Source organism: Serratia sp. KH_031 (assembly GCF_057839655.1).
Genome location: NZ_CM174496.1, coordinates 4457949 through 4481302, shown reverse-complemented (window position 1 = coordinate 4481302; position 23354 = coordinate 4457949). Strand labels below are relative to the sequence as shown.

Sequence of the window (23354 nt, the reverse complement as noted above, 5' to 3'; positions counted from 1 at the left end):
TTTTATCTGGCTTTTAACGAATATTGTTGATAAATGGGAAAAAGCATAAGCTTTGTAACAATTTCGTCTAGAATGTATACCATTAAATGCTGTCAGTTATAGAGCCATTTCTTAACAATATTCGAGTCAGGCAATACAGCCTTTGGGAGTCATACAATGCAAGAGAATCATAAGATTCTGGTCGTCGATGACGACATGCGCCTTCGTGCGCTTTTAGAGCGTTATTTAACTGAACAGGGTTTCCAAGTTCGCAGCGTCGCTAATGCTGAGCAAATGGATCGTTTGCTGACACGCGAATCATTCCACCTGATGGTGTTGGATCTGATGTTACCAGGTGAAGATGGGTTGTCCATCTGCCGCCGTCTGCGTAGCCAGAGCAACCCAATGCCGATCATCATGGTGACCGCTAAGGGTGAAGAAGTCGATCGTATCGTTGGGCTGGAAATCGGTGCTGATGATTACATCCCTAAACCTTTCAACCCGCGTGAACTGTTAGCACGTATTCGCGCTGTGTTGCGTCGCCAAGCCAATGAACTGCCGGGCGCCCCTTCACAAGAAGAAGCGGTTATTGCCTTTGGTAAATTCAAACTGAACCTCGGTACACGCGAGATGTTCCGTGAAGATGAGCCGATGCCATTGACCAGCGGCGAGTTTGCGGTGCTGAAAGCACTGGTGAGCCATCCACGTGAGCCACTTTCACGCGACAAGCTGATGAACCTCGCACGTGGCCGTGAATACAGCGCCATGGAACGCTCCATCGACGTTCAAATCTCCCGCCTGCGTCGTATGGTGGAAGAAGATCCTGCACATCCACGCTATATCCAAACCGTTTGGGGTTTAGGCTACGTTTTTGTTCCGGACGGCACTAAGGCATGAGGCGATTGCGCTTTTCACCGCGTAGCTCGTTTGCCCGAACCTTACTGTTGATTGTCACCTTGCTGTTTGTCAGCTTGGTGACGACTTATCTGGTGGTGCTCAATTTCGCCATCTTGCCTAGCTTGCAACAGTTCAACAAGGTGTTGGCTTACGAAGTCCGTATGCTGATGACTGATCGGTTGCAGTTGGAAGATGGCACTTTGCTTGAAGTGCCACCGGCGTTCCGCCGTGAAATCTACCGTGAGTTGGGCATTTCGCTGTATACCAATGCTGCGGCAGAGGAGAGTGGGTTGCGCTGGGCGCAACACTACGAATTCCTCAGCCAGCAGATGGCGCAGCAGCTCGGTGGACCGACCGATGTCCGGGTGGAGGTCAACAAGAATTCACCGGTTGTTTGGCTGAAAACTTGGTTGTCCCCAGATATCTGGGTGCGTGTGCCTTTAACTGAAATTCATCAGGGCGATTTCTCGCCGCTGTTCCGTTATACCTTGGCAATCATGCTGTTGGCGATTGGCGGGGCGTGGTTGTTTATCCGCATTCAGAACCGACCCTTGGTGGAGCTGGAGCATGCCGCAATACAAGTGGGCAAGGGATTGGTGCCGCCGCCACTGCGTGAGTATGGCGCATCAGAAGTGCGTTCGGTCACGCGAGCCTTTAATCAGATGGCTTCTGGCGTGAAGCAACTGGCTGACGATCGTACCTTGTTGATGGCCGGCGTGAGTCACGATCTTCGTACTCCTCTGACGCGTATTCGCTTAGCGACGGAGATGATGGGCGAAGAAGATGGCTATCTGGCGGAGTCGATCAATAAAGATATCGAAGAATGTAATGCCATTATCGAGCAGTTTATTGATTACTTGCGCACTGGGCAGGAAATGCAAACTGAGCTCAGCGATCTGAATTCGATTCTGGGTGAGGTTGTTGCAGCAGAAAGCGGCTATGAACGCGAAATTGACACCGATATTGCGCCGGGTGAATTGTTGATGGATTTACATCCGTTGTCGATAAAACGCGCGGTGGCCAATATGGTGGTTAACGCGGCACGTTACGGTAACGGTTGGATTAAAGTCAGTAGCGGACGTGAATTGCAGCGCGGTTGGTTCCAGGTCGAAGACGATGGTCCGGGGATCAAACCAGAGGAACTGAAGCATCTGTTCCAACCTTTCGTGCGTGGTGATAGCGCGCGTAGCACCAGTGGTACCGGCCTTGGGTTAGCGATTGTACAACGTATTATCGACGGACATGACGGGGTGCTAGATATCGGCACCAGCGAGCGTGGTGGATTGCGGATCCGCGCTTACATTCCATTGCCGCTTGAAAATTCTGAACCGGTTAACGGTAATCATCCAGTCAAAGAGAATAGCTGATTTGCGTTTTTTTCCTTTCTTAGCGCTGCTGTGTGCAGCGCTACTCTCTAGTCGTGTTTTTGCGGCTCCGGTCGATCTCCCACAAACTCAAGCATTACCGAATTTGGTCGGGATCGGCATAGGTTCTACCACGCAATATGCTGGCGGTAAGGAGCGAACCTTGGGTGCATTGCCCGGCGTGCGTTATATGACCGACAGTGGGCATCTGTTTGAATGGTATGGGCCCTATGCCCAATACAATCTCGGTGGTGAAACCGGTTGGCAATGGGGGCCAGCGGCATCGTTGCGTCTTGGGCGCAGTAATGTCGATGATGCCGTGGTGTCTAAAATTCACGACGTCGATACCACCATCGAGGCTGGTGGCTTCGTCGGTTATAACTACCTCAATACCGAAGGTATTCCTTACCAATTGCGCTTTGGCGCAGCGTTGACCACTAATGCGGGAATGGTTTATGACGGCGCGCATTTGAACGTTAGCGGCAGTTTCTGGATGCCAGTCAGCCATCGTGTTTTGTTGGGAACAGGGGTTGGAGCCTCTTGGGTGAGTGCCGATTTTAACCGTACTTATTACGGTGTGACGGAAGGGGATTCAGCAGCCAGCGGTTTGCCTCAATATCAGCCCGGCGGTGGCTTACAGCAGGTTTACGGCTGGATTGGTGCCTTGGTACAGGTGACGCCGAATTGGTACACCGGCGCGATGATCTTCGATCAATACCTGATGAACGATGCGGCCGATAGCCCAATCGTGCAACAGCGCGGTGAGCGTAATCAGATTACTTATGGTATTGGCGTGGGCTATGCTTGGCGCTAAATGAACAGGGTACTTGTCGTAGGGGTTCCGAAACTACATTGGTATCAAGAATAATCATTTATCGTATTCACCTGTGTCGAAGTTGAAAACACGTCCTGGGGTTTTATCGCGGGTGATATCCAACTCAACACCGCCCAATTCGGCAAACTGTTGGTGGATCCAAGTCCCTAAGCCATATCTCGGTGAGCGTGTTACCAGCGCTGTTTTTAAAATGCTAAGAATTTCTTCTTCAACGGAATGACCGTTTTTGATGGCGGAAATACGCAGCAACATGTCCAGATCGTCGTCAATATTTCCGATAGTTATGCAATTCATCGCAATCTCCTTTTTTATCAATGAGTAAGCACTGTCTATTATCCTCTTTGTTGTTCAAAAAACAATCGTAAAAAATAAAAAAAGGCGTGGAATCCACGCCTTAGCTGAACAACTTACTTGAGGGTATTACAATTTTGGTCCGGCACTGACCAGCGCTGCGCCTGCTGGGGTATCGGTGTATTTATCAAAGTTGGTGATAAAGCGATTGGCCAGATCCTGCGCTTTTTCTTCCCATTGTGCGGTGCTGGCGTAAGTTGCACGTGGGTCGAGGATTGCAGGGTTGACGCCCGGTAGAGCGGTTGGCATCGCGAGGCTGAAGATTGGCAGCGTGATGGTTTCCGCCTTATCGATTTCACCGTTGAGGATGGCGTCGATAATGCCACGGGTATCCTGAATCGAAATACGTTTACCCGTTCCGTTCCAACCGGTGTTGACCAGATAAGCCTGTGCGCCAGAGGCTTGCATACGTTTTACCAGCACTTCTGCGTACTGCGTTGGGTGCAGCGACAGGAATGCGGCACCGAAGCAGGCGGAGAAGGTGGGTGTTGGCTCGGTGACGCCGCGCTCGGTACCGGCCAATTTAGCGGTGAAGCCAGACAGGAAGTGGTACTGAGTTTGGTCGGCCGTCAGACGAGAAACCGGCGGTAACACACCAAAGGCATCGGCAGTCAGGAAGATCACTTTAGTCGCATGACCGGCCTTGGAAATTGGCTTAACGATGTTCTGGATGTGGTAGATCGGATAAGAAACGCGAGTGTTCTCGGTTTTTGAACCATCGTTGAAATCGACGGTGCCATCGGCCAGAACGGTCACGTTTTCCAGCAATGCATCGCGCTTGATAGCGTGATAGATGTCTGGCTCCGCGGCTTCTGACAGCTTGATGGTTTTAGCGTAGCAACCGCCTTCGAAGTTGAACACACCGTCATCGTCCCAACCGTGCTCATCATCGCCGATCAACTGGCGCTTAGGATCGGTGGATAGGGTGGTTTTACCGGTGCCGGACAGACCAAAGAACACTGCCACATCACCTTTCTCACCCACGTTGGCGGAACAGTGCATGGAAGCAATGCCTTTCAACGGCAACAGGTAGTTCATGACTGAGAACATACCCTTTTTCATTTCGCCGCCGTACCAAGTCCCGCCAATTAGCTGCACTCGCTCGGTCAGGTTGAATGCGACAAAGTTCTCTGAATTCAGCCCTTGCTTTTGCCAATCAGGGTTGGTGCATTTAGCGCCGTTCATCACCACGAAATCGGGTTCGAAGCCTTCTAGCTCTTCATCCGTCGGGCGAATAAACATGTTTTTGACGAAGTGTGCCTGCCAAGCAACCTCAGTGATAAAACGGACTTTCAAACGGGAATCCGCGTTGGCTCCGCAGAAAGTATCGACAACGAACAGGCGTTTGCCAGATAACTGATTAGTCACCAGTTTTTTTAGCTCGGCCCAGATTTCAGGGCTGAGGGGTTTGTTATCATTCTTGCCTTTGCCCTGATCGGCCCACCACAGGGTGTTGCGAGTGGTGTCGTCACGGACGATGTATTTATCTTTTGGGGAACGACCGGTAAAAATCCCGGTATCAACGGCTACCGCACCCAGATTGGTCACTACACCGCGTTCGAATCCTTGTAGAGAAGGATCGGTTTCTTCCTTAAACAGTAATTCATAGCTCGGGTTGTGAACGATTTCGCCAACGTTATGAATTCCATAAGCGGCAAGATCCTGGTGGGTTATACCTTTAACACGCATGTCACTACTCCTTGGTCACAGAATTTCTGGCGACAATTGTAGGGATTTAGCAGTCTGTAACCGCGATAGGTATCAAATATTTAACGTTTTACTCGGTATTTCGTTACGTTTTGCGAGATAGCACACGGAAAAAAGCAAACGTGAAAACAGCGAGGAAGGACGGGTGCTGGCGGCACCCGTAAGGGAAAAATTGAACTTAGTGGACTTGGTTGTCGTGATTGTTGCTACCACCGGCAAACAGGGCTGCAACATCCATTGGATCGAACTGATAATCACTGCCGCAATAATCGCAGTGCATTTCAATTTTGCCATCTTGTTCCAACATTTCAGCCACTTCTTCTGTTGGCAGTGTTAGCAGTGCATCGGCGCAGCGTTGGCGGGAGCAGGTGCATTTGAAGACCACGTTTTGCGGTTCGTAAACGGTGACTTCTTCTTCGTGATACAGACGGTACAACACTTCGTTGGCCGGTAGACCGAACAACTCTTCGTTTTTAACCGTGTGGGTCAAGGTCGCGAGGTGATCGAAGTTATCGGCGTTGAAATTGTCCTGCGCTGGCAACACCTGCAACAACATACCTACTGCCGCTGGTTTCCCCTCGGCTTCACCGGTACGGATAAACAGACGCGTTGGTAACTGTTCGGATTGACGGAAATAAGCTTCCAGACATTCGGCTAAGGTTTCTCCCTCCAGCCCAACAACACCTTGATAGCGTTCGCCTTCGGTTGGCGAAATGGTAATCACCATCACACCGTTGCCAATCATCTGATGCAATGTGCTCTCGGCGGCAATGTTGACGTCGTCATTTTGTAAACGCGCTACGCCGCGCATTTCTTGCTGATTGTTACCGTTGATCACTGCCAGTTTCAGCGGGCCATCGCCCTGCAATTGTACGGTGATGTCACCATCGAACTTCAATGTCGCGGTCAGCAGACTGGTGGCTACCAGCATTTCACCCAGCAGTTTTTGTACTGCTGCCGGGTAATCGTGGTTTTCCAGCATGTGTTGATAGGTTTCGCTGACGGTAACCAGCTCACCGCGCACCGCGTGTTTTTCGAACAGGTAACGGTGCAATTGGTCATGGTTGGACATAGTTTTCTCTCGTTGTTGGTAAGGGATTATTCCGACTCACCAAATTTAAATTTAAGTAGATCGCGACGTTCTTTTTTGTCCGGGCGTCTATCCGGATGCGGCATTGTCAGGGAATTCATTTTCCGCGCCAGCGCTACTTTTTCACGGTTGACGATACTGGCTTCGGTTTCCTGATAGAGCTGCTGCGCTTCGGTCGCACCGCGCCGTTGGGCGGTGAGTGCCAGTACGACGATCGTGCGTTCTTCATTACCCTGACGTAGTTTGATTTCGGCGTTCAGTTCGACGACCTTACTGGGTTTACTACGTTGACCATTGTAATGCACTTTACCGCCGTCGATCATTTCACGCGCCAGTGCACGGGTCTTGTAGAAACGAGCGGCCCATAGCCACTTATCCAACCGTATGACGTTATCTGCTTCTTCTTTTCCTTTCATGACGCCCCCAGTTCCAACGCCGGGATCAACTGACGATAGTCATGAGTTGATGGGTGACGCTGGAAAGTTTTTTCCGTCGAGCTGGAATCCGGGTTTTGCACGCCGAGGCAATAACGGATGCCAAAGGTGCTGGCGGAATCCAAAATCGTTTCGACATCGTCAACAAACAAAGTGCGATTGGGATCAAAACCGGTTTGTTGTTGCACCGCTTGCCATAGCCGCTGATCTTCTTTCGGATAACCAAATGTGTGGGTAGAAAGTAATAAATCAAGGTGCCTATCTAAACCCGTATGCTCAATTTTTACCGCTAGACTGTGCGGATGGGCATTGGTGAGCAAAATCGTTTGTCGCCCGGAGTCGCGCAGCGCCTGCAAAAACGGAGTGGTGTCATCACGCAGTCGGGCACGGCTACCTATTTCACTCGTCATGCGATAAATATCCAGACTTAGTTGCTCACTCCAATAATCGAAGCAGTACCAGTTCATGGTGTGTCGAACAGCATGATATTGGTCGAATATCAGGGAGCGTGCTTGCTCTAGCGGGATCTCGCGTTGTTCGCTGAGCTTTTGCGGGATCAGGTGTTGCCAGAAGTAGCTGTCGAACTCCAAATCGAGCAGGGTGCCATCCATATCCAGCAATACGGTATCAATTTCACGCCAGTTGAATTCAGGAACCATGAAAACTCCATAGGCGAACCCACTGCGGTTCGCAGAGAAAATAAACTATGGCGTAGTATAAACAGATTGCAGAATTAAGGCTAAACCACCGGTTTGATCGCTACCGGGGTCAGTTGAGGGTTAAAACAGCTATCGTAATAGCGTTGAATATCTGCCATTCGGTGTTGGTTCATACGGCGACGTTGGATCAAGCGCCAAGTGTTATAACCGAGGCTAACCACAACGCCCAATAGCAGCAGACTGGTGCCCAGATAACGCCACAGCGTGATCATATCTGGCTCGCTGTGGAGCGCGATATGACGCGTACCGTTGGCATCCACGGTGATATTGGTAATCACGCCCTGCGCTTGGAATGGCGTGTGCAGCAACATACTCGACAGGCGTTGTAGTTCGTTCCATTGGTCGAGAGCATTGTATTCATTCAGCGGTATGGCGGGCATCGGGTGATTGACCAGTTGCTTACCTTCGTCGCTGGTTAACAGGAATCCCCCCGGTGGTGGGCTGTTAAGCGCCGCCGCAGCTTGGCGAGTTTCGCTATAGACAAAGGATGAGGTCGCCGCTTTAGTCAGGCTTTCCAACGATTCGGCACTGACCGGGCGCAACAACACGTTCATACCCTGCAGTGAGCCAGATTTGGCGCGTTTTACCAGCCCGTTCCAATTTTTGGCATTACCCAGATTGACCAATGCATTTTTCAAGCGGGTACAATCATTACTGTCACCGCATAAATCTTGAGCTTTCAAAACAATGTCAGAAAAATCATCGAGCAGAATCATGCCTGATTTCTCAATCGCGCTGGCTAACTGTGGGTTGAGTTTTTGTTCGCTGCCATCGGGATGTAACTGATGGTTCACGGCGGTCAATAGCGCCGATGCTTTGTCTATGACTTCGGATTCCGGCTGCGGCAGTGGGGCGGCGGTATTCCAGTAAATGCCGGAGCAATCAAACGGCATAAAGCTGGCTGACGAGCCGACACCCGCAGGAGGAACGTAGCACATGCCATTTCCTTGTACTTTCAGCGTGTCGCCGATGTGTAATGGCATTTTTTCCAGAGTCTGTACGCTGGTGACTTCGGTTTTTTGTGCCCCTTGCATCCAAGCCAAACTGAGTTTCAGCGGCAGACTCAGTGGGATGGTACTCAGTAATAACACTAGAATTAACAGCGAACTGGCGGCCAATACGGCGTTCTTACCCCATTGCTGTAACGGGAAGTTCTTCACTTCATCGTGCAGAGATAAATAAGGCCCCTGACGAATCACCTGCCGATTGAGATAAACCTCCACGTTGGTGGTTTTTCCCAAATCAGAGTTAACATAAGACTGCCAGTGCGGCGGGTAAATCAGATCGATAATGCCTAGTGAGATATTGCTGATCTGCCCTTGATTGGATTCGCCAAACAATCCCCAACGCTTTGGTGTGCCACGTAGGCAGTGTACTTCTTTTAATTCACCTTCACTTGGGCGACGAAGCAGGTTCCAACAGCCCCAAACCATTATCAGCACCGCGACGAAAATCATCCAAGGGATCACCAATACTGGGCTGATCAGGCTGAAAAATAGTAGCAGCAGGGCGGCGGAGATAATACTGGCGTCTTTGATACCGTTGGGGCGATGCAGTTGGTACTCTTCTGGTGTTTCCTTGCGGATATTAACCAGTTCAACGTGTTCGCTTTCTTCCTTACGGATCGAGGCATTACGCGTTGGCGCAGCACTGACCACCGGGGTTGGTGGCCGATCGTGGATATGATCGAGCAACGAGTGGCCGTTGAGTGAAATCACTAACGGCAAAGTTTGGGTTTTGATCACTTCGATATGATTATCAGCAGTGATGTATTGCTCCCAAAACGGCGGCAGATGCACTTCTTCTGCATCCATATAGTAGCGCCATTTATTGGGTTCATCGCTGGCTAAGCCGTAGCGGGTAATCGAATGGGTAATCGGATAAACGTTGTCGCTTTGTGCCGTGAGCGCTAATTTGCTGGTCACTAACGCGGTACTGCCGGGCAGCAGTTTACTGCCTAGTCGGTTTTGCTGACCAAGATAATGCTCGATTGCTGCGCGTTCTTCAGGCGTCAGTTTACGGTGGTTAGGTTTGAGGAACGGCAATGCGCGCGCTAATGCGGGCTGAGTTCGGGCTTTGTACCAAAAATACAGGCCAGCGACGATCAGGCAGGCAAGCACTATGGCCAATATCAACACTATTGTGCTCATGCGATCCCCATTTATGCCGTGAACCTCGTCAACCTGATGAAAAGTTGCATATTATACGGAGTAAACAGCGCGGGGGCATCCATAAGAATGAGTAGACGTTAAAATCGTTACTCAGTTCTCATTCATTTATGCTGCGAAGCTGTTTGTGTAAACCCCTTACCTGCGTGATGTTAGCAATCCACCCCACCGTCAGGTATCAGTATTATCCTATTTTTTTGATCGCTTTTTGGCCGGTAAAACACAGAACGCTCGCCACTCTTGTTAAAAATAAGTAAATTACTACGGTGTTCGTTGCCGCAAAGGTTCGCATTAACGCACAATGCTCCCAAGATCGAATTGGCTCGATAATCTATTTGAGACCGTCATGGATAAACACCTACAAAAACCTAAGATTCTAAAAGTAGAAACCGTGGCTCGTTCACGTTTATTCAACGTTGAATCGGTTGATTTGGAATTCAGCAATGGCGTCCGGCGGGTATATGAACGTATGCGCCCTTCCGATCGTGAAGCGGTGATGATTGTGCCGGTGATCGGGGATTCCCTGTTATTGATTCGTGAATATGCTGTTGGCACAGAATCTTACGAACTGGGTTTCCCGAAAGGTTTGATCGATCCCGGTGAAGGTGTGTTGGAAGCGGCCAATCGTGAACTGATGGAAGAAGTGGGGTTTGGCGCTAAACGTTTCGATTTCCTGAGCAAACTGACCATGGCCCCTTCCTATTTTTCCAGCAAGATGAACATTGTGTTAGCGCACGATCTCTATCCACAAAGTCTGGAAGGGGACGAGCCCGAGCCGTTACCGCAAGTGCGTTGGCCGATTGCCAATTTGATGGCGCTGCTAGAAGAACCGGATTTTCGTGAGGCGCGTAATGTGAGCGCGTTGTTTTTAGCGGAGAGGTTTTTGCGCGAAGCGCGCTAATTGAACCCATGACCAAGAAAAAGGCCGGATGAATCAAACTCACCCGGCCTTTGGCATTTTAGAACGGTGTGTTAGAACAGTTCGTGACTCTCGCCACCCGGATCGGTCAGGGTAGTACCCGCATCGTAGGTCGGGTAAGTGGTCGGCTGCGTCCCTTCGATAAAGTACTCGGAACGGCTACCTGCACCACCTTTGGAAAGCTTACCGCTGCTCTTGTCGATGGTGACGCTAACAATGCCTGGTGGTGGCACTTCTTTCTTCTCTGGTTCACCTTCTAACGCTGACTTCATGAATTCATCCCACGCCGGCTGGGCACTTTTCGCACCGCCTTCGCCGCCGGAAATTTGATCAGGAATGACACCAGAAACCGTTGAACGACCCAAATCACGACGGTGATCGTCAAAACCGATCCACACTGAGGTGACGGTATCAGAGCCGCCATAACCAGAGAACCAAGCATCTTTTGAACTGTTGGTGGTACCGGTTTTGCCGCCGATATCATGACGTTTCAGATCGCGCCCTGCGCGCCAGCCGGTACCCATCCAACCCGGCTCACCGAAGATGTTGCTGTTCAGCGCGTCGTGGATCAAGAACGCCAGTTGGCTGCTGATGACGTGTGGCGCATATTGCTGATCGCCATCTTGCTGTACTTGCGCTGGAGTCACTTGCTCAAGCTGTGGCATCGGCACCGTGCTGTTGTTACCTTCTTGCGAAACCGCAACGTTTTCCACGTTATCGTCTGACAGCTCGGCTGCACGGTGGGTATCGCCATAAATCACTGGCAGATTACAGCTATCGCAGACAATCTTCGGTTTAGCTTCGAATACCGCGTTGCCGTTATCGTCTTCAATTTTGGCGATGAAGTACGGATCGACCAGATAACCGCCGTTAGACAACACCGCATAACCGCGCACGACTTGCAGTGGGGTAAATGACGCGGAGCCTAAGGCCAAGGATTCAGTATGCACAATGTTCTGAGCCGGGAAGCCGAAGCGTTGCAGATAGTCAGCGGCGTAATCGACACCCATCGCCCGCATTGCACGCACCATCACCACGTTTTTCGACTGCCCTAATCCTTGACGCAGACGGATTGGACCGTCATACACCGGTGGTGAGTTTTTTGGCCGCCAGTCGGTACCGGCGCCAGCATCCCAGCGGGAAATAGGCAAGTCGTTGAGGATGGTCGCCAGCGTCAGGCCTTTGTCCATCGCTGCGGTATACAGGAATGGTTTGATATTAGAACCGGCTTGACGCAGTGCTTGAGTTGCACGGTTAAACTTACTTTGGTTGAAATCGAAACCACCCACTAACGCTTTGACCGCGCCGTCGTTCGGGTTGATTGACACCAGCGCCGAGTTCACGTCTGGCACTTGCGACAGCCACCAAACATCGTTGACCTTACGCACCCAAATTTGCTGGCCGGCTTGCACAACGGAAGTCACGCTTTTTGGCGTTGGGCCTTGCAAAGTATCGGACTTGAATGGACGTGCCCAACGCATCACCGACATCGGCAACGCAATGCTAGTGCCATCGGCCAGCATTGCAGTCGCTTCGGTGGCACTGGCTTGAGTGATGACCGCCGGTGATAACGGCCCGTAGCTTGGCAGGTTTTTCAGCGAATCAACGATTTGCTTCTGATCCCACGCCGATTCACCCACTTTCCACAGCACGTTGGACGGGCCGCGATAGCCGTGGCGCATATCGTAAGCCAGCACGTTATCACGTACCGATTCTTGCGCTGCCTGCTGCAAACGTTTGGTGATGGTGGTGTAAACCTTATAACCGTCGGTATAGGCGTTCTCACCGTAACGCTTGATCATTTCTTGACGCACCATCTCGGCGACGTAAGGCGCAGAGAAGCTGATTTCTGGTGCGTGATAGTTTGCGACCAATGGTTCATTACGGGCCTGATCGTACTGATCTTTGGTGATGTAGTGCTCGTCCAGCATCCGCGATAACACCACGTTACGGCGGGCTACCGCGCGATCGTGAGAGTAGAGCGGGTTAAAGGTGGACGGCGCTTTTGGCAAACCGGCGATAGTAGCCATTTGGCTCAGGGTCAGTTGGCTGACGTCTTTACCGAAATAGACCTGCGCGGCTGCACCCACGCCATAGGCGCGGTAACCGAGGTAGATCTTGTTCAGATACAACTCAAGAATTTCATCTTTCGTCAGCATCTGCTCAATACGCACCGCCAAGAAGGCTTCTTTGATCTTACGAGTCAGGGTGCGTTCAGGGCTGAGGAAGAAGTTTCGCGCCAATTGCTGGGTAATGGTACTGGCCCCTTGAGAGGCATGGCCGGAAACCAAAGCAACAGAGGCGGCACGGAAGATACCGACCGGATCGACACCGTGATGCTCATAAAAACGGCTGTCTTCGGTAGCGATAAAGGCGTGCACCATCACTGGCGGAATTTGATCCAGCTTCAGCGGGATACGACGTTTCTCACCGAATTGGGCGATCAGTTCGCCATCGGCGCTATAAACCTGCATCGGAATTTGCAAGCGCACATCTTTCAGCGTTGCGACATCGGGTAGCTGTGGCTCGATATATTTGTACAAACCAAAAATCGAGGCTGCTCCCAGCACAATGCAACAGACTGCAAGGATTAGAAAATACTTTACGAACTTCACCTGAAATTTCCCATTTAGTGGCATTTGGGCAGTTTATAAACAACCGCGCAGTAGTATAAAGGCAAGCCTGCGACATGGATATGTTCTTTTGTCACGAGACGATAGGGAGGCGAGGTAAAAATGGTTTTTTCTCAGACGTGGCAAGTGGGGTTGGATATACAAGGCAATTCCATTCGAGCGCTGGCGGCACAACGGCGGCGCGGTGGTTGGCAACTGCGCCATTGGTGGCAACAAGCGTTATCGCAACCGGTGTTACATGATGGTTACTTGGATCAATCTGAAATATTAATTAACGCGTTACGCCAGTGGCGAGTGCGTTTACCTCAGCATATTTCTTTACGTATTGCGCTGCCAGCACAGCGTGTACTGCAAAGTCAGATGGCGGTGCCGGACGGGCGTTTGCAGGAGCCAGCACGTAATCGCTACATCACCACGCAAGGGTTGAAGCAGTTTCCCCTCGATAGCCAGACGTTGGCGCTGGACTATCGCTCTTCCTCATCGAATGTGACGCAATTGTTACTGACAGCAGCGCGCCAACAAGAATTGCAGCAATGGTTGCACTGCCTGCAACAAGCCGATTTGCAACCCCAAGTGGTAGATATCACTCCCTGCGCATTGAGAGGAATGGCCTGTGCCGCTGGGTTGCCGAGTGAGGCTGGGTTGTTGCATCGGTTGGAGGAAGAGTGGTTATGGGTGGCGCCTGATGCTGTGCCATTCAGCTATGGTTTGCTGCGTTGCGATGAATTTAATGATGTCACCCAAGCTCTCGCCGCGTTGCACCTCGCTTACCCGGCAATGGGGCAACAGGCGGTTTATTACAGTAGCCTGTTGGAAGAAACGTTGCCGGAAGGCTTGCAGGCGTGGTCGCCATTTAGCGCATTCCGCCATTTGCAGCCGCCGTTACCGGCATTACCTGCGGCCTTTGTCGTCGCTGGTGGGTTAGCGCTGCGTGGGGAGGATTGCTGATGTTCCAGGTGAATTTATTGCCGTGGCGTGAATTGGCTCAGCGTCAGCGCTATCTTTTCTGGCGACGTATCTTGCTCGGCCAACTCATCGTGCTATTGCTGATTAGCGTCGTATTTTTTGCCGTGTTGCGTTATCAGCAGGGGCAGCAGCGTGCATCTCTGCAACGTTTAGAGCAACAACAGAACGAGTTGACTCTGCGCTACCAACAGACGCAACAGGCGATGGTTTTATTGACAAAAAAGACGGCGCAAGAGGCGCTGCGCCAGCAAAATCAGTCGCATAACCAGCGATATACGCAGTTGCTGCAACAGATCGCCAGTGTGATACCGGAATCGCTGTGGCTAGTCGGGCTAGAAGAAAGTGCGCAGGGCATCACTTTACAGGGATTAAGCCAGCACCATGCGGCGATTGTGCTGTTTGGGCAGCGGTTGACGGAGTTGTCGTTGTTGCAGCAGTGCCGCTTGACCGACGTGGCGCGGCACCAAGATGGTTTACTGTCATTCACCCTGACGGCTCGTTGGGGGAGTCATGGATAAGTCTTTACCTGTTTGGTTGATTCCGTGGTTATTACGCCCCGGTTGGCAGTTGCTGTTGATTCAATGGTTAGTGCTGAGTTGCCTCGGCTTATTGACCATTCGTTTTGGCTTGCAGGATGAATGGCAACAGCGTGCGCAATTGTTAGAACAGCAACAACAAGTGGCACAACAAATTCGCCAGCAACAGCAGCAGTTAGCACTGTTGCCCTCGCTCGACGAGCTTGAACAGCGTTTGGCGCGGCATGCTGCCGCCGAGAATTCCCCAAAGCTTTCATCGTTCCTGCAACAGGCTGGCGGCGCGTTGCAACGCTGGCAACAGCAAGAAAAACCTGCTCAGCAAACGGCTAAATTACAGATTGATTTTTATGGTCTGCTTAGCCTGTTAGAACAATTGCCACCCACGCAACGTATCAGCCAACTGGGGATCGAAGCCAAGGAGGCCAAGCTGAAAGTGCAGCTCACCTTGCAAGGAGATGCTGATGATTAAGTGCTTCAGTGTTTGGCTATTATTTTTCCCTTGCATGTTAGCGGCAACCTTGCGTGATCCCTTCCAACCGCCGCTGATCTCACCTTGCGTTGTTCCCGCTGATTCCCCGCAGAACTGGCAATTGAAAGGCATCATCGGGCAGCAATCGTTGCGCCACGGCTGGGTTATCACTTCTTCGGGGCAGTGGCTGCGGTTAAAACCACAGCAACTTTTGTTTAATGGCGGTTGGCAGGTAGGGCTAATTCAGCCAAATCAGTTGGAATTAACGGTCGCGGGAGAGAGTGACGCGTGCCAACCATCCACCACTCATGTGGTGTTAACCCTAAGGAAATCATCATGAAAGGATGCAATGGGTTTGTGGCGTTGTTGTGGGGTATCGCGACTTTGGCTCAAGCTGCGATTCAAGAACAAAAACCGATCTCACTGGAATTTCAAGATGCGCCAATTAGCGTGGTGTTGCAGGCGTTGGCGGATTATCAGCAACTCAATTTGGTGGCCGCCGAAGGCGTTGAGAGCAACTTAACGCTGCGGTTGGATAACGTGCCTTGGCAACAAGCGCTGGCGGTGATTTTACGCATGGGCAAGCTCTCGATGAACCTTGACGGCAATGTGATGATGGTTTTCCCAGAACCGGATGACGAGGAAAAACAGCGTCGGCAGCAGGCGCTGGTGAATCAACAACCGTTGCAGAATCTGACGTTACCACTACAAAACGCTGATGCCAATGAGATTGCTCAAAGCCTGAATGCGCAACGTGGCACTCTATTGAGTGAGCGCGGTAGCGTGGTGGTGGATAAACGCACCAATGCTTTGATGTTAAGAGATACCGCCGCGGCGCTGACGGTGTTGAAAACGTGGGTAACAGAAATGGATACGCCGATCGAGCAGGTGCAACTGGCGGCGCATATCGTCACCATCAGCAGCGAGAATCTGCGCGAGTTGGGTGTGCGTTGGGGATTAGCTACCGAAGAAGCTCCGACAAAAACTATGCGGATGGGGGAGTTTAATCTTGGTCTGCCAGTGGCCAACAGCGCGGTGACCGCCGGTTTCCATCTGGCGCGCATCAGCGGGCGGTTGCTAGATTTAGAACTGACCGCGTTGGAGCAGGAAAATGAGGTGGAAATCATTGCCAGCCCGCGGTTACTCACCGCTCACCAACAAACCGCCAGCATCAAGCAGGGCACTGAAATTCCGTATGAAGTGTCGAGCGGAACCAGCGGCGCGACCTCGGTGGAATTTAAAGAGGCGGTATTGGGTATGGAGGTCACGCCGAAGATTTTACCCAATGGCCGCATCACCCTGACGCTGCAAATTAGCCAGAACATGCCAGGCCGTTCGATTAAACGGGGTGAAGGAGAGGCTTTGGCGATTGATAAGCAAGAAATAAAAACTCAGGTAACGGTGAAAGATGGCGAAACCATCGTGTTAGGCGGTATTTTTCAGCGGCAAAATAGCCAAGGTGCGGACAAAGTACCGGGTTTAGGTGATGTGCCGGTATTGGGATCGTTGTTCAAACAGAGTAGCAAACAGCACAAACGACGTGAACTGGTGATATTTATCACTCCAACGCTGGTCAAAGCCTGATTGGCAAGGGATTGTGCCGCGGGTAAAAATGCGGAAAGTTGACACGCAGATGCACTTTTTTCACAGCGATAGGGCATCTGCGTTTGACGCTGCGGCAGATTTAGCTTACAAGGGTTACCGAATTGAGCACCGAGGTTTTTTTTCAATACCAAACGCTGTTAAAAACGTATGGTTTCCCTCCTGCGGCGTGGATTGCGATTTATTCGGTTGCCAAACTACCCTGAGTGTTGAGATAATTTTTCGTCTGATCTCGCACTATCGCTCATGAGGTTTCAGTTTAGATCCCGTCGCTGATGTGATAGCGGGGCGGGTTAACATTAACGAATTGTCTTAGTAATACCGATAAACATGGCAGAGAAACGCAATATCTTTCTGGTTGGGCCTATGGGTGCCGGCAAAAGTACTATTGGCCGTCAGTTAGCTCAACAACTCAATATGGAGTTTTTCGACTCCGATCATGAAATTGAGCGACGTACCGGCGCTGACGTGGCTTGGGTATTCGACGTGGAAGGTGAAGAAGGTTTCCGCGATCGTGAAGAAAAAGTCATTAATGAACTGACAGAAAAGCAGGGGATCGTGCTGGCTACTGGCGGTGGTTCGGTTAAATCGCGTGAAACGCGTAACCGTCTGTCGGCCCGTGGCGTTGTGGTTTATTTAGAAACGACTATCGAGAAACAGTTGGCTCGTACTCAGCGCGACAAGAAGCGTCCGCTGTTGCAGGTGGATTCTCCTCCGCGTGAAGTGTTGGAAGCGCTGGCGAAAGAGCGCAACCCGCTGTACGAAGAAATTGCAGATGTCACTATCCGCACCGACGATCAAAGCGCTAAAGTGGTTGCTAACCAGATTATCAATATGCTGGAAAGTAACTAATTGCGGTTTCCGCTAAGCCAATAGGCAACGGCGGAAAGTCTGATTGTCTGCCCCGCTTGCGTGGGGATAACCGAGAGCACTGAGCGCGACATGGAGAGAATTACCGTAACGCTCGGGGAGCGCAGCTACCCGATCACCATCGCCGCCGGATTGTTTAACGATCCGGCTTCTTTTATGCCGCTAAAATCTGGTGAACAGGTCATGTTGGTGACCAACCAGACCTTGGCACCGCTGTATCTGGATCGTATCCGTAAGGTGTTGGAGCAGGGCGGTATAGTGGTCGATCAGGTGATTTTGCCTGATGGCGAGCAGTACAAGTCTTTAGCGGTACTGGAGCAGGTGTTCTCGGCATTGTTGGAAAAGCCTCATGGTCGTGATACCACGTTGATCGCACTTGGCGGCGGTGTGGTGGGCGATCTGACAGGCTTTGCCGCCGCTTGTTATCAACGTGGCGTGCGCTTTATCCAAGTTCCTACCACTCTGCTTTCGCAGGTAGACTCTTCCGTTGGCGGCAAAACTGCCGTTAACCATCCGCTGGGTAAGAATATGATCGGCGCCTTCTACCAACCCGCTTCGGTGGTGGTGGATCTGGATTGCTTGAAAACCTTACCGGCGCGTGAACTCTCCTCTGGTTTGGCGGAAGTGATCAAGTACGGGATTATCCTGGATCGTGATTTCTTCGTCTGGCTGGAAAATAACATTGATGCGTTAATGGCGCTGGATATGTCGGCGTTAGGTTACTGCATCCGCCGTTGTTGCGAACTGAAAGCCGAGGTGGTGGCTGCCGACGAGCGCGAAAGCGGTCAGCGGGCGTTGCTCAACCTTGGGCATACCTATGGTCATGCTATCGAAGCAGAAATGGGCTATGGTGTATGGCTGCATGGTGAAGCGATTGCTGCCGGTATGATGATGGCGGCGCATACTGCTCGTCGTCTCGGCCAGTTGTCAGATGATGACATTGAACGTATCAAAAATCTGATGCTGCGAGCCGGGCTACCGGTCACTGGGCCGAAAGAAATGGCACCAGAAGCCTATTTGCCACATATGATGCGTGACAAGAAAGTGTTGGCTGGCGAGCTTCGTTTGGTGTTGCCAACGGCGATTGGCGCATCTGAAGTCCGTGGCGGTGTGGCGCATGACATCGTGCTGGCTTCGATTGCCGATTGTCTGCCCGCAACGGCAGCGTAAACCAATCAAACGAATTAACAGTGGCTTAGCTCCTGTTAACATCTATTATTAATACTATGCGCAGTCGTTTGGTGGGTTTTTCTACCGAACGACAAATCATAGTTAGAGTTATCGTAGTGGGCTTTTGCCTCTAGTTGGAGGGTTTCAGATGGATGAGTTTAAACCAGAAGACGATCTTAGGCCTGATAGTAGCGACCGCCGTCCTACGCGCTCGCGTAAGCCTGCATCCGCGCCACGTTTGGCGATTTCACGTCAGCACATGATGATTGGTATCGGTATTCTGGTGCTGTTGCTGCTGATTATCGGCATCGGCTCGGCACTGAAAGCACCAACCAAGCATGAGACGGCACAGCAGGGCACGCAGGATCAAGCGGGTGCAGCCCGCGATATCAACCTGTCGAACTCATCATCACTGACCACCAATAACAATGGTGTTCCGGGTGGCACGACCGATACTCATGATGGCAACGGCGTTAGTACTACCTCTTCGCCACAAACTGCATCTCAGCCAGAAACCATCAGCGTTCCGCCGATCTCCGGTACGCCAACGGATGCACAGCCGCAACCCCAGCAAGGTGGTGCGCAACAGCGTATCGATCTGCCGGGGAATATGACGGATGCGTTGTCTTCACAGCAAGGTCAGGTTGATGCTGCGGCTCAGGGGATGAATACCACTGCGTCAACGTTGCCAACTGCACCAGCGACGGTGATGGGCGGTGCGCAATCACCGCGTGAAGCAACTCGTCCGGTTCAAGGGACAACGCCTACTCAGCAACATAAAACACCGACCAAAACCGCGAGCAAACCAGCGACTACGCAGCATAAGCCGTCTTCAACTGCTGCGGCATCAGGTAGCCAAAGTGGTGCGGTGAGCAGCGGTAACGGTGGTTCGATCCCATCTGCGTCGGGGAGTAAATTTACCCTGCAATTGAGTAGTGCTTCGCGTTCCGATACGCTGAATGCCTATGCCAAACAGCAGCGACTGCCTCACTATTTTGTCTATGAAACCAAACGCAATGGTAAACCGTGGTATGTGTTGGTGAGTGGTGTTTATGCTTCTTCTGCGGATGCGAAGCGTGCCATTGCTACCTTGCCAGCGGATGTCCAGGCGAAGAAACCTTGGGTGCGACCTGTAAGTCAGGTTAAGCAAGACCTTAATAAATAAACCAATTAATTCTGTGCGCTGATGAGCTGTATATACCCAAAATAGTTCGAGTTGCATCGAGGCGGCGACGCAGTGAATCCCTAGGAGCTTACATCAGTAAGTGACTAGGATGAGCGAGGAAAGCCAACAAAGATGCAGCTTGAAATATGAAGGGTATAAAACAGAGTACAATCTGCCGCTCTAAACTGTATAAGTAGCTAACTGACGGCATGAAGAAAAACCGCGCTTTTTTAAAATGGGCTGGTGGAAAATACCCGCTGGTGGACGAGATACGTCGTCATCTACCCGCGGGAAACTGCTTAATCGAGCCTTTCGTGGGTGCGGGTTCTGTCTTTCTGAACACGGAATACGATTCCTACATTCTCGCCGACATCAACAGCGATCTTATCAATCTGTATAACATCGTTAAGTTGCGTACTGATGACTTCGTGCGCGATTCCCGCATGCTTTTCACCGATGAATTCAATAACTCGGATCAGTTTTACCTGTTGCGAGAAGAGTTTAATACTAGTCAGGACGGCTATCGTCGAGCGTTGTTGTTCCTGTACTTGAATCGTCATTGTTACAACGGTTTGTGTCGTTATAACCTGCGCGGCGAGTTCAACGTTCCCTTCGGGCGTTATAAGAAACCTTATTTCCCAGAAGAAGAACTGTATTGGTTCGCTGAAAAATCACGCAATGCCACTTTTGTCTGTGAGCATTACCGCGATACCATGTTGAAAGCAGCCGAAGGTGCTGTGGTGTATTGCGATCCGCCGTATGCTCCGTTATCGGCGACGGCGAATTTCACCGCTTACCACACCAACAGTTTCAGCATTGCCGATCAGCAAGGGTTGGCGCAGTTGGCGCACCAATTGTCGACGGAAAGTCAGGTGCCAGTGTTGATTTCCAATCATGATACCGAGCTGACGCGTGACTGGTATCATCAGGCCACGTTACATGTGGTGAAAGCGCGACGTACCATTAGCCGTAATATTTTGGGCCGCAGTAAAGTGAATGAACTTTTGGCACTGTATAAAGGCCCCGACGTATAACTATTCGAATCGAACCCTACGTTTGGAGATGCGGATGAAAAAGTTTTGGATTGCCCCGTCTATTCTGTCGGCTGATTTTGCCCGTTTGGGTGAAGACACCGCCAAGGTGTTGGCTGCGGGTGCGGATGTGGTGCATTTTGATGTGATGGACAACCACTACGTACCTAACTTGACCATCGGGCCGATGGTTTGCGAAGCGCTACGCAACTATGGCATTACGGCTCCGATTGACGTGCATCTGATGGTGAAACCGGTCGATCGTATCGTGCCGGACTTCGCCAAAGCCGGTGCCAGCATTATCTCTTTCCATCCTGAAGCCTCCGAACACGTCGATCGCACTATCCAACTGATTAAAGAGCAGGGCTGTAAAGCCGGTCTGGTCTTTAATCCAGCCACGCCACTGAGCTATCTCGATTACGTGATGGACAAAATCGACGTGATTTTGCTGATGTCGGTGAACCCAGGTTTTGGCGGTCAGTCATTTATCCACGGTACGCTGGATAAACTGCGTCAGGTGCGCAAACTGATCGACGAAAGCGGTCGCGATATCCGTCTGGAAGTTGACGGTGGAGTCAAAATCGACAACATCGCCGAAATCGCCGCCGCGGGTGCGGACATGTTCGTCGCTGGTTCTGCTATCTTCGGTAAACCGGACTATCGCGCTGTCATCGACGAAATGCGTGGCGAATTAGCGAAGGTGTCTCATGGCTGATTTCAGCGCGATCCGCGGTTTGGCCTTTGATCTCGATGGTACGCTGGTCGACAGCCTACCGGGATTGGCTAGCGCTATCGATCTGGCATTAGCAAAAATGGGGTTACCTGCGGCGGGTGACGCGCGAGTGAATACTTGGATCGGCAACGGTGCCGATGTCTTGGTGCAACGCGCGTTACATTGGGCGTGTGCGGAAGCCAGCCCAGAAAAAATCGCCCAGATGCGTGAGCATTTCGACCACTTCTATGCACAAACCGTAGATAACGGCAGTCACCTGTTCCCGCAGGTCCCAGAAACCTTGGCGCGTTTGGCAGAGCTTGGTTATCCCATGGCGTTGGTCACCAATAAACCGACGCCGTTTGTGGCGCCGTTATTGGCAGGTTTGGGGATTGCTGAGTATTTCTCGTTGATCATCGGTGGCGATGATGTGGTACAAAAGAAACCACACCCGGCTCCGTTGTATTTGGTACTTGGCAAACTGGGTTTGCGTGCCAACGAATTGCTATTTGTCGGCGATTCACGCAATGATATTCAGGCGGCGCAGGCGGCGAGTTGCCTCAGTGTTGGTCTGACTTACGGATATAACTACGGTGAAGCCATTGCTCAAAGCCACCCCGACCGTGTGTTGGAACGCTTCGCCGATTTATTGCCCGCTCTAGGGCTATCATCTTTAGAGAATCAGGAAATTTAACCATGAGTAAGCCCATTGTATTTAGCGGCGCGCAGCCGTCCGGTGAACTGTCTATTGGTAACTACATGGGTGCGCTGCGTCAGTGGGTTCAGTTGCAAGATGATTACGACTGCATCTATTGCATCGTCGATCTGCACGCCATTACCGTACGTCAGGATGCGGAGAAACTGCGTAAGGCCACACTGGATACACTGGCTCTGTATTTGGCTTGCGGTATCGATCCGGAAAAAAGCACCATCTTTGTTCAGTCGCATGTACCGGAACATACTCAACTGGGCTGGGTGTTGAACTGCTACACCTATTTCGGCGAACTGAGCCGCATGACTCAATTCAAAGATAAATCGGCGCGTTATGAAGAGAACATCAATGCCGGTCTGTTCAGCTACCCGGTGCTGATGGCGGCGGATATCCTGCTGTATCAGACTCACCAAGTACCCGTGGGCGAAGACCAGAAGCAACATCTGGAACTGAGCCGCGACGTCGCGGGGCGCTTCAATGCGCTGTATGGCGACATCTTCAAAGTGCCAGAGCCGTTTATTCCTAAATCCGGCGCGCGCGTGATGTCGTTGCAAGATCCGACCAAGAAAATGTCCAAGTCGGACGATAACCGCAACAACGTGATTGGTTTGTTGGAAGATCCAAAAGAAGTCACGAAGAAGATTAAACGTGCGATGACCGACTCGGATGAGCCGCCAGTGATTCGTTACGACCAAGCCAATAAAGCCGGGGTTTCTAACTTGTTGGATATCTTGTCTGGTGTGACCGGCAAGTCGATCGCCCAGTTGGAAACTGAATTTGAAGGCAAAATGTATGGTCACCTGAAAGGCGAAGTTGCCGAAGCGGTTTCCGGTATGTTGAGCGAGTTGCAGGAGCGTTATCATCGTTTCCGCAACGACGAAGCTTTCTTGCAGCAGGTGATGCGCGATGGTGCTGCCAAAGCCCGTGCCCGCGCTAAAGAAACGCTGGATAAGGTTTACCAAGCGGTAGGATTTGTGCCACATCCGTAACTGGATTTAGTGGATGAGAAAGCGGCAAAGATGCCG

23 protein-coding genes are annotated in these 23354 nt (G+C 51.3%); 16 read left to right on the top strand and 7 right to left on the bottom strand.

Annotated features, from left to right (window positions below):
- Positions 1–156 precede the first annotated feature (156 nt).
- From ompR to AC3ISQ_RS20320, 3 genes are read left to right on the top strand one after another with little or no spacing between them, the layout of a single operon-like run.
- On the top strand, positions 157–876 hold the full coding sequence (gene ompR / locus AC3ISQ_RS20330) for an osmolarity response regulator transcription factor OmpR (protein WP_037402839.1): 720 nt from the start codon (positions 157–159) through the stop codon (positions 874–876).
- A complete protein-coding gene (envZ, locus tag AC3ISQ_RS20325) occupies positions 873–2243 on the top strand; it encodes a two-component system sensor histidine kinase EnvZ (protein WP_489349433.1) in 1371 nt (456 codons plus the stop codon). Before ompR ends, envZ begins: the two co-directional genes overlap by 4 nt.
- A gap of 1 nt (position 2244) precedes the next feature.
- Positions 2245–3054: a MipA/OmpV family protein gene (locus tag AC3ISQ_RS20320; RefSeq protein ID WP_489349431.1), complete on the top strand. Its 810-nt coding sequence runs from the start codon at positions 2245–2247 to the stop codon at positions 3052–3054.
- Positions 3055–3108: 54 nt separating this feature from the next.
- On the opposite strand, the gene AC3ISQ_RS20315 is transcribed toward AC3ISQ_RS20320, so the two are convergent.
- The 6 genes from AC3ISQ_RS20315 to AC3ISQ_RS20290 form a co-directional block, all read right to left on the bottom strand.
- Positions 3109–3369, bottom strand: a complete 261-nt coding sequence (locus AC3ISQ_RS20315) for a FitA-like ribbon-helix-helix domain-containing protein (protein WP_489349430.1) — start codon at positions 3367–3369, stop codon at positions 3109–3111.
- A 126-nt stretch (positions 3370–3495) separates the two neighbouring features.
- Complete coding sequence (gene pckA, locus AC3ISQ_RS20310; RefSeq protein ID WP_489349428.1) at positions 3496–5115, bottom strand: phosphoenolpyruvate carboxykinase (ATP); 1620 nt, start codon at positions 5113–5115, stop codon at positions 3496–3498.
- 196 nt (positions 5116–5311) lie between these two features.
- On the bottom strand, positions 5312–6205 hold the full coding sequence (hslO, locus tag AC3ISQ_RS20305; RefSeq protein WP_489349426.1) for an Hsp33 family molecular chaperone HslO: 894 nt from the start codon (positions 6203–6205) through the stop codon (positions 5312–5314).
- 26 nt (positions 6206–6231) lie between these two features.
- Entirely contained in the window at positions 6232–6639 is a 408-nt protein-coding gene (gene hslR, locus AC3ISQ_RS20300; protein WP_489349424.1) for a ribosome-associated heat shock protein Hsp15, read from the bottom strand.
- A complete protein-coding gene (gene yrfG / locus AC3ISQ_RS20295; RefSeq protein ID WP_489349422.1) occupies positions 6636–7316 on the bottom strand; it encodes a GMP/IMP nucleotidase in 681 nt (226 codons plus the stop codon). The genes hslR and yrfG overlap by 4 nt, the downstream gene beginning before the upstream one ends.
- An 80-nt stretch (positions 7317–7396) precedes the next feature.
- Positions 7397–9526 carry an intracellular growth attenuator family protein gene (locus AC3ISQ_RS20290; protein WP_489349420.1) on the bottom strand — a complete coding sequence of 710 codons (2130 nt, stop codon included), beginning with the start codon at positions 9524–9526 and terminating at the stop codon, positions 7397–7399.
- A 364-nt stretch (positions 9527–9890) separates the two neighbouring features.
- On the opposite strand from AC3ISQ_RS20290, the gene nudE reads away from it, so the two are divergent.
- Complete coding sequence (nudE, locus tag AC3ISQ_RS20285) at positions 9891–10445, top strand: ADP compounds hydrolase NudE (protein ID WP_489349419.1); 555 nt, start codon at positions 9891–9893, stop codon at positions 10443–10445.
- A 71-nt stretch (positions 10446–10516) separates the two neighbouring features.
- Here the strand turns inward: nudE and mrcA are convergent, their stop codons facing one another.
- Positions 10517–13078, bottom strand: coding sequence for a peptidoglycan glycosyltransferase/peptidoglycan DD-transpeptidase MrcA (gene mrcA, locus AC3ISQ_RS20280; protein WP_489349417.1), 2562 nt, complete (start codon positions 13076–13078; stop codon positions 10517–10519).
- Positions 13079–13198: 120 nt separating this feature from the next.
- Between mrcA and pilM the strand changes: the two genes are divergently transcribed.
- The 12 genes from pilM to trpS all read left to right on the top strand — a co-directional run bounded on the left by pilM (position 13199) and on the right by trpS (position 23318).
- A complete protein-coding gene (gene pilM / locus AC3ISQ_RS20275) occupies positions 13199–14044 on the top strand; it encodes a pilus assembly protein PilM (RefSeq protein WP_489349415.1) in 846 nt (281 codons plus the stop codon).
- On the top strand, positions 14044–14580 hold the full coding sequence (locus AC3ISQ_RS20270; protein ID WP_489349413.1) for a PilN domain-containing protein: 537 nt from the start codon (positions 14044–14046) through the stop codon (positions 14578–14580). The genes pilM and AC3ISQ_RS20270 overlap by 1 nt, the downstream gene beginning before the upstream one ends.
- The gene (locus tag AC3ISQ_RS20265; protein WP_489349411.1) at positions 14573–15067 is read left to right on the top strand and encodes a hypothetical protein; all 495 of its coding nucleotides are present in this window, start codon (positions 14573–14575) and stop codon (positions 15065–15067) included. The genes AC3ISQ_RS20270 and AC3ISQ_RS20265 overlap by 8 nt, the downstream gene beginning before the upstream one ends.
- Positions 15060–15407: a HofP DNA utilization family protein gene (locus AC3ISQ_RS20260; protein ID WP_489349409.1), complete on the top strand. Its 348-nt coding sequence runs from the start codon at positions 15060–15062 to the stop codon at positions 15405–15407. Before AC3ISQ_RS20265 ends, AC3ISQ_RS20260 begins: the two co-directional genes overlap by 8 nt.
- A complete protein-coding gene (gene hofQ, locus AC3ISQ_RS20255; protein ID WP_489349408.1) occupies positions 15404–16651 on the top strand; it encodes a DNA uptake porin HofQ in 1248 nt (415 codons plus the stop codon). Before AC3ISQ_RS20260 ends, hofQ begins: the two co-directional genes overlap by 4 nt.
- 348 nt (positions 16652–16999) lie before the next feature.
- Complete coding sequence (gene aroK, locus AC3ISQ_RS20250; protein ID WP_489349406.1) at positions 17000–17521, top strand: shikimate kinase AroK; 522 nt, start codon at positions 17000–17002, stop codon at positions 17519–17521.
- Between the two features lie 90 nt (positions 17522–17611).
- The gene (gene aroB, locus AC3ISQ_RS20245) at positions 17612–18709 is read left to right on the top strand and encodes a 3-dehydroquinate synthase (protein WP_489349404.1); all 1098 of its coding nucleotides are present in this window, start codon (positions 17612–17614) and stop codon (positions 18707–18709) included.
- A gap of 148 nt (positions 18710–18857) precedes the next feature.
- Positions 18858–19874, top strand: a complete 1017-nt coding sequence (locus tag AC3ISQ_RS20240; protein WP_489349402.1) for an SPOR domain-containing protein — start codon at positions 18858–18860, stop codon at positions 19872–19874.
- A 209-nt stretch (positions 19875–20083) separates the two neighbouring features.
- Complete coding sequence (dam, locus tag AC3ISQ_RS20235; RefSeq protein WP_489349400.1) at positions 20084–20908, top strand: adenine-specific DNA-methyltransferase; 825 nt, start codon at positions 20084–20086, stop codon at positions 20906–20908.
- A 34-nt stretch (positions 20909–20942) separates the two neighbouring features.
- Positions 20943–21620, top strand: a complete 678-nt coding sequence (rpe, locus tag AC3ISQ_RS20230) for a ribulose-phosphate 3-epimerase (RefSeq protein WP_489349398.1) — start codon at positions 20943–20945, stop codon at positions 21618–21620.
- On the top strand, positions 21613–22311 hold the full coding sequence (locus tag AC3ISQ_RS20225) for a phosphoglycolate phosphatase (RefSeq protein WP_489349396.1): 699 nt from the start codon (positions 21613–21615) through the stop codon (positions 22309–22311). The genes rpe and AC3ISQ_RS20225 overlap by 8 nt, the downstream gene beginning before the upstream one ends.
- A 2-nt stretch (positions 22312–22313) precedes the next feature.
- Entirely contained in the window at positions 22314–23318 is a 1005-nt protein-coding gene (gene trpS, locus AC3ISQ_RS20220) for a tryptophan--tRNA ligase (protein WP_489349394.1), read from the top strand.
- Positions 23319–23354 lie beyond the last annotated feature (36 nt).

Excerpts from the sequence above, each read along its gene's own strand:
- pilM (WP_489349415.1), top strand. The coding sequence starts at position 13,199 with ATGGTTTTTTCTCAGACGTGGCAAGTGGGGTTGGATATACAAGGCAAT.
- AC3ISQ_RS20260 (WP_489349409.1), top strand. The coding sequence starts at position 15,060 with ATGATTAAGTGCTTCAGTGTTTGGCTATTATTTTTCCCTTGCATGTTA.
- AC3ISQ_RS20290 (WP_489349420.1), bottom strand. The coding sequence starts at position 9,526 with ATGAGCACAATAGTGTTGATATTGGCCATAGTGCTTGCCTGCCTGATC.
- envZ (WP_489349433.1), top strand. The coding sequence starts at position 873 with ATGAGGCGATTGCGCTTTTCACCGCGTAGCTCGTTTGCCCGAACCTTA.
- hslR (WP_489349424.1), bottom strand. The coding sequence starts at position 6,639 with ATGAAAGGAAAAGAAGAAGCAGATAACGTCATACGGTTGGATAAGTGG.
- AC3ISQ_RS20225 (WP_489349396.1), top strand. The coding sequence starts at position 21,613 with ATGGCTGATTTCAGCGCGATCCGCGGTTTGGCCTTTGATCTCGATGGT.
- hofQ (WP_489349408.1), top strand. The coding sequence starts at position 15,404 with ATGAAAGGATGCAATGGGTTTGTGGCGTTGTTGTGGGGTATCGCGACT.
- aroB (WP_489349404.1), top strand. The coding sequence starts at position 17,612 with ATGGAGAGAATTACCGTAACGCTCGGGGAGCGCAGCTACCCGATCACC.
- aroK (WP_489349406.1), top strand. The coding sequence starts at position 17,000 with ATGGCAGAGAAACGCAATATCTTTCTGGTTGGGCCTATGGGTGCCGGC.
- nudE (WP_489349419.1), top strand. The coding sequence starts at position 9,891 with ATGGATAAACACCTACAAAAACCTAAGATTCTAAAAGTAGAAACCGTG.
- AC3ISQ_RS20315 (WP_489349430.1), bottom strand. The coding sequence starts at position 3,369 with ATGAATTGCATAACTATCGGAAATATTGACGACGATCTGGACATGTTG.
- ompR (WP_037402839.1), top strand. The coding sequence starts at position 157 with ATGCAAGAGAATCATAAGATTCTGGTCGTCGATGACGACATGCGCCTT.
- dam (WP_489349400.1), top strand. The coding sequence starts at position 20,084 with ATGAAGAAAAACCGCGCTTTTTTAAAATGGGCTGGTGGAAAATACCCG.
- AC3ISQ_RS20240 (WP_489349402.1), top strand. The coding sequence starts at position 18,858 with ATGGATGAGTTTAAACCAGAAGACGATCTTAGGCCTGATAGTAGCGAC.
- hslO (WP_489349426.1), bottom strand. The coding sequence starts at position 6,205 with ATGTCCAACCATGACCAATTGCACCGTTACCTGTTCGAAAAACACGCG.
- pckA (WP_489349428.1), bottom strand. The coding sequence starts at position 5,115 with ATGCGTGTTAAAGGTATAACCCACCAGGATCTTGCCGCTTATGGAATT.
- yrfG (WP_489349422.1), bottom strand. The coding sequence starts at position 7,316 with ATGGTTCCTGAATTCAACTGGCGTGAAATTGATACCGTATTGCTGGAT.
- AC3ISQ_RS20270 (WP_489349413.1), top strand. The coding sequence starts at position 14,044 with ATGTTCCAGGTGAATTTATTGCCGTGGCGTGAATTGGCTCAGCGTCAG.
- AC3ISQ_RS20265 (WP_489349411.1), top strand. The coding sequence starts at position 14,573 with ATGGATAAGTCTTTACCTGTTTGGTTGATTCCGTGGTTATTACGCCCC.
- trpS (WP_489349394.1), top strand. The coding sequence starts at position 22,314 with ATGAGTAAGCCCATTGTATTTAGCGGCGCGCAGCCGTCCGGTGAACTG.
- rpe (WP_489349398.1), top strand. The coding sequence starts at position 20,943 with ATGAAAAAGTTTTGGATTGCCCCGTCTATTCTGTCGGCTGATTTTGCC.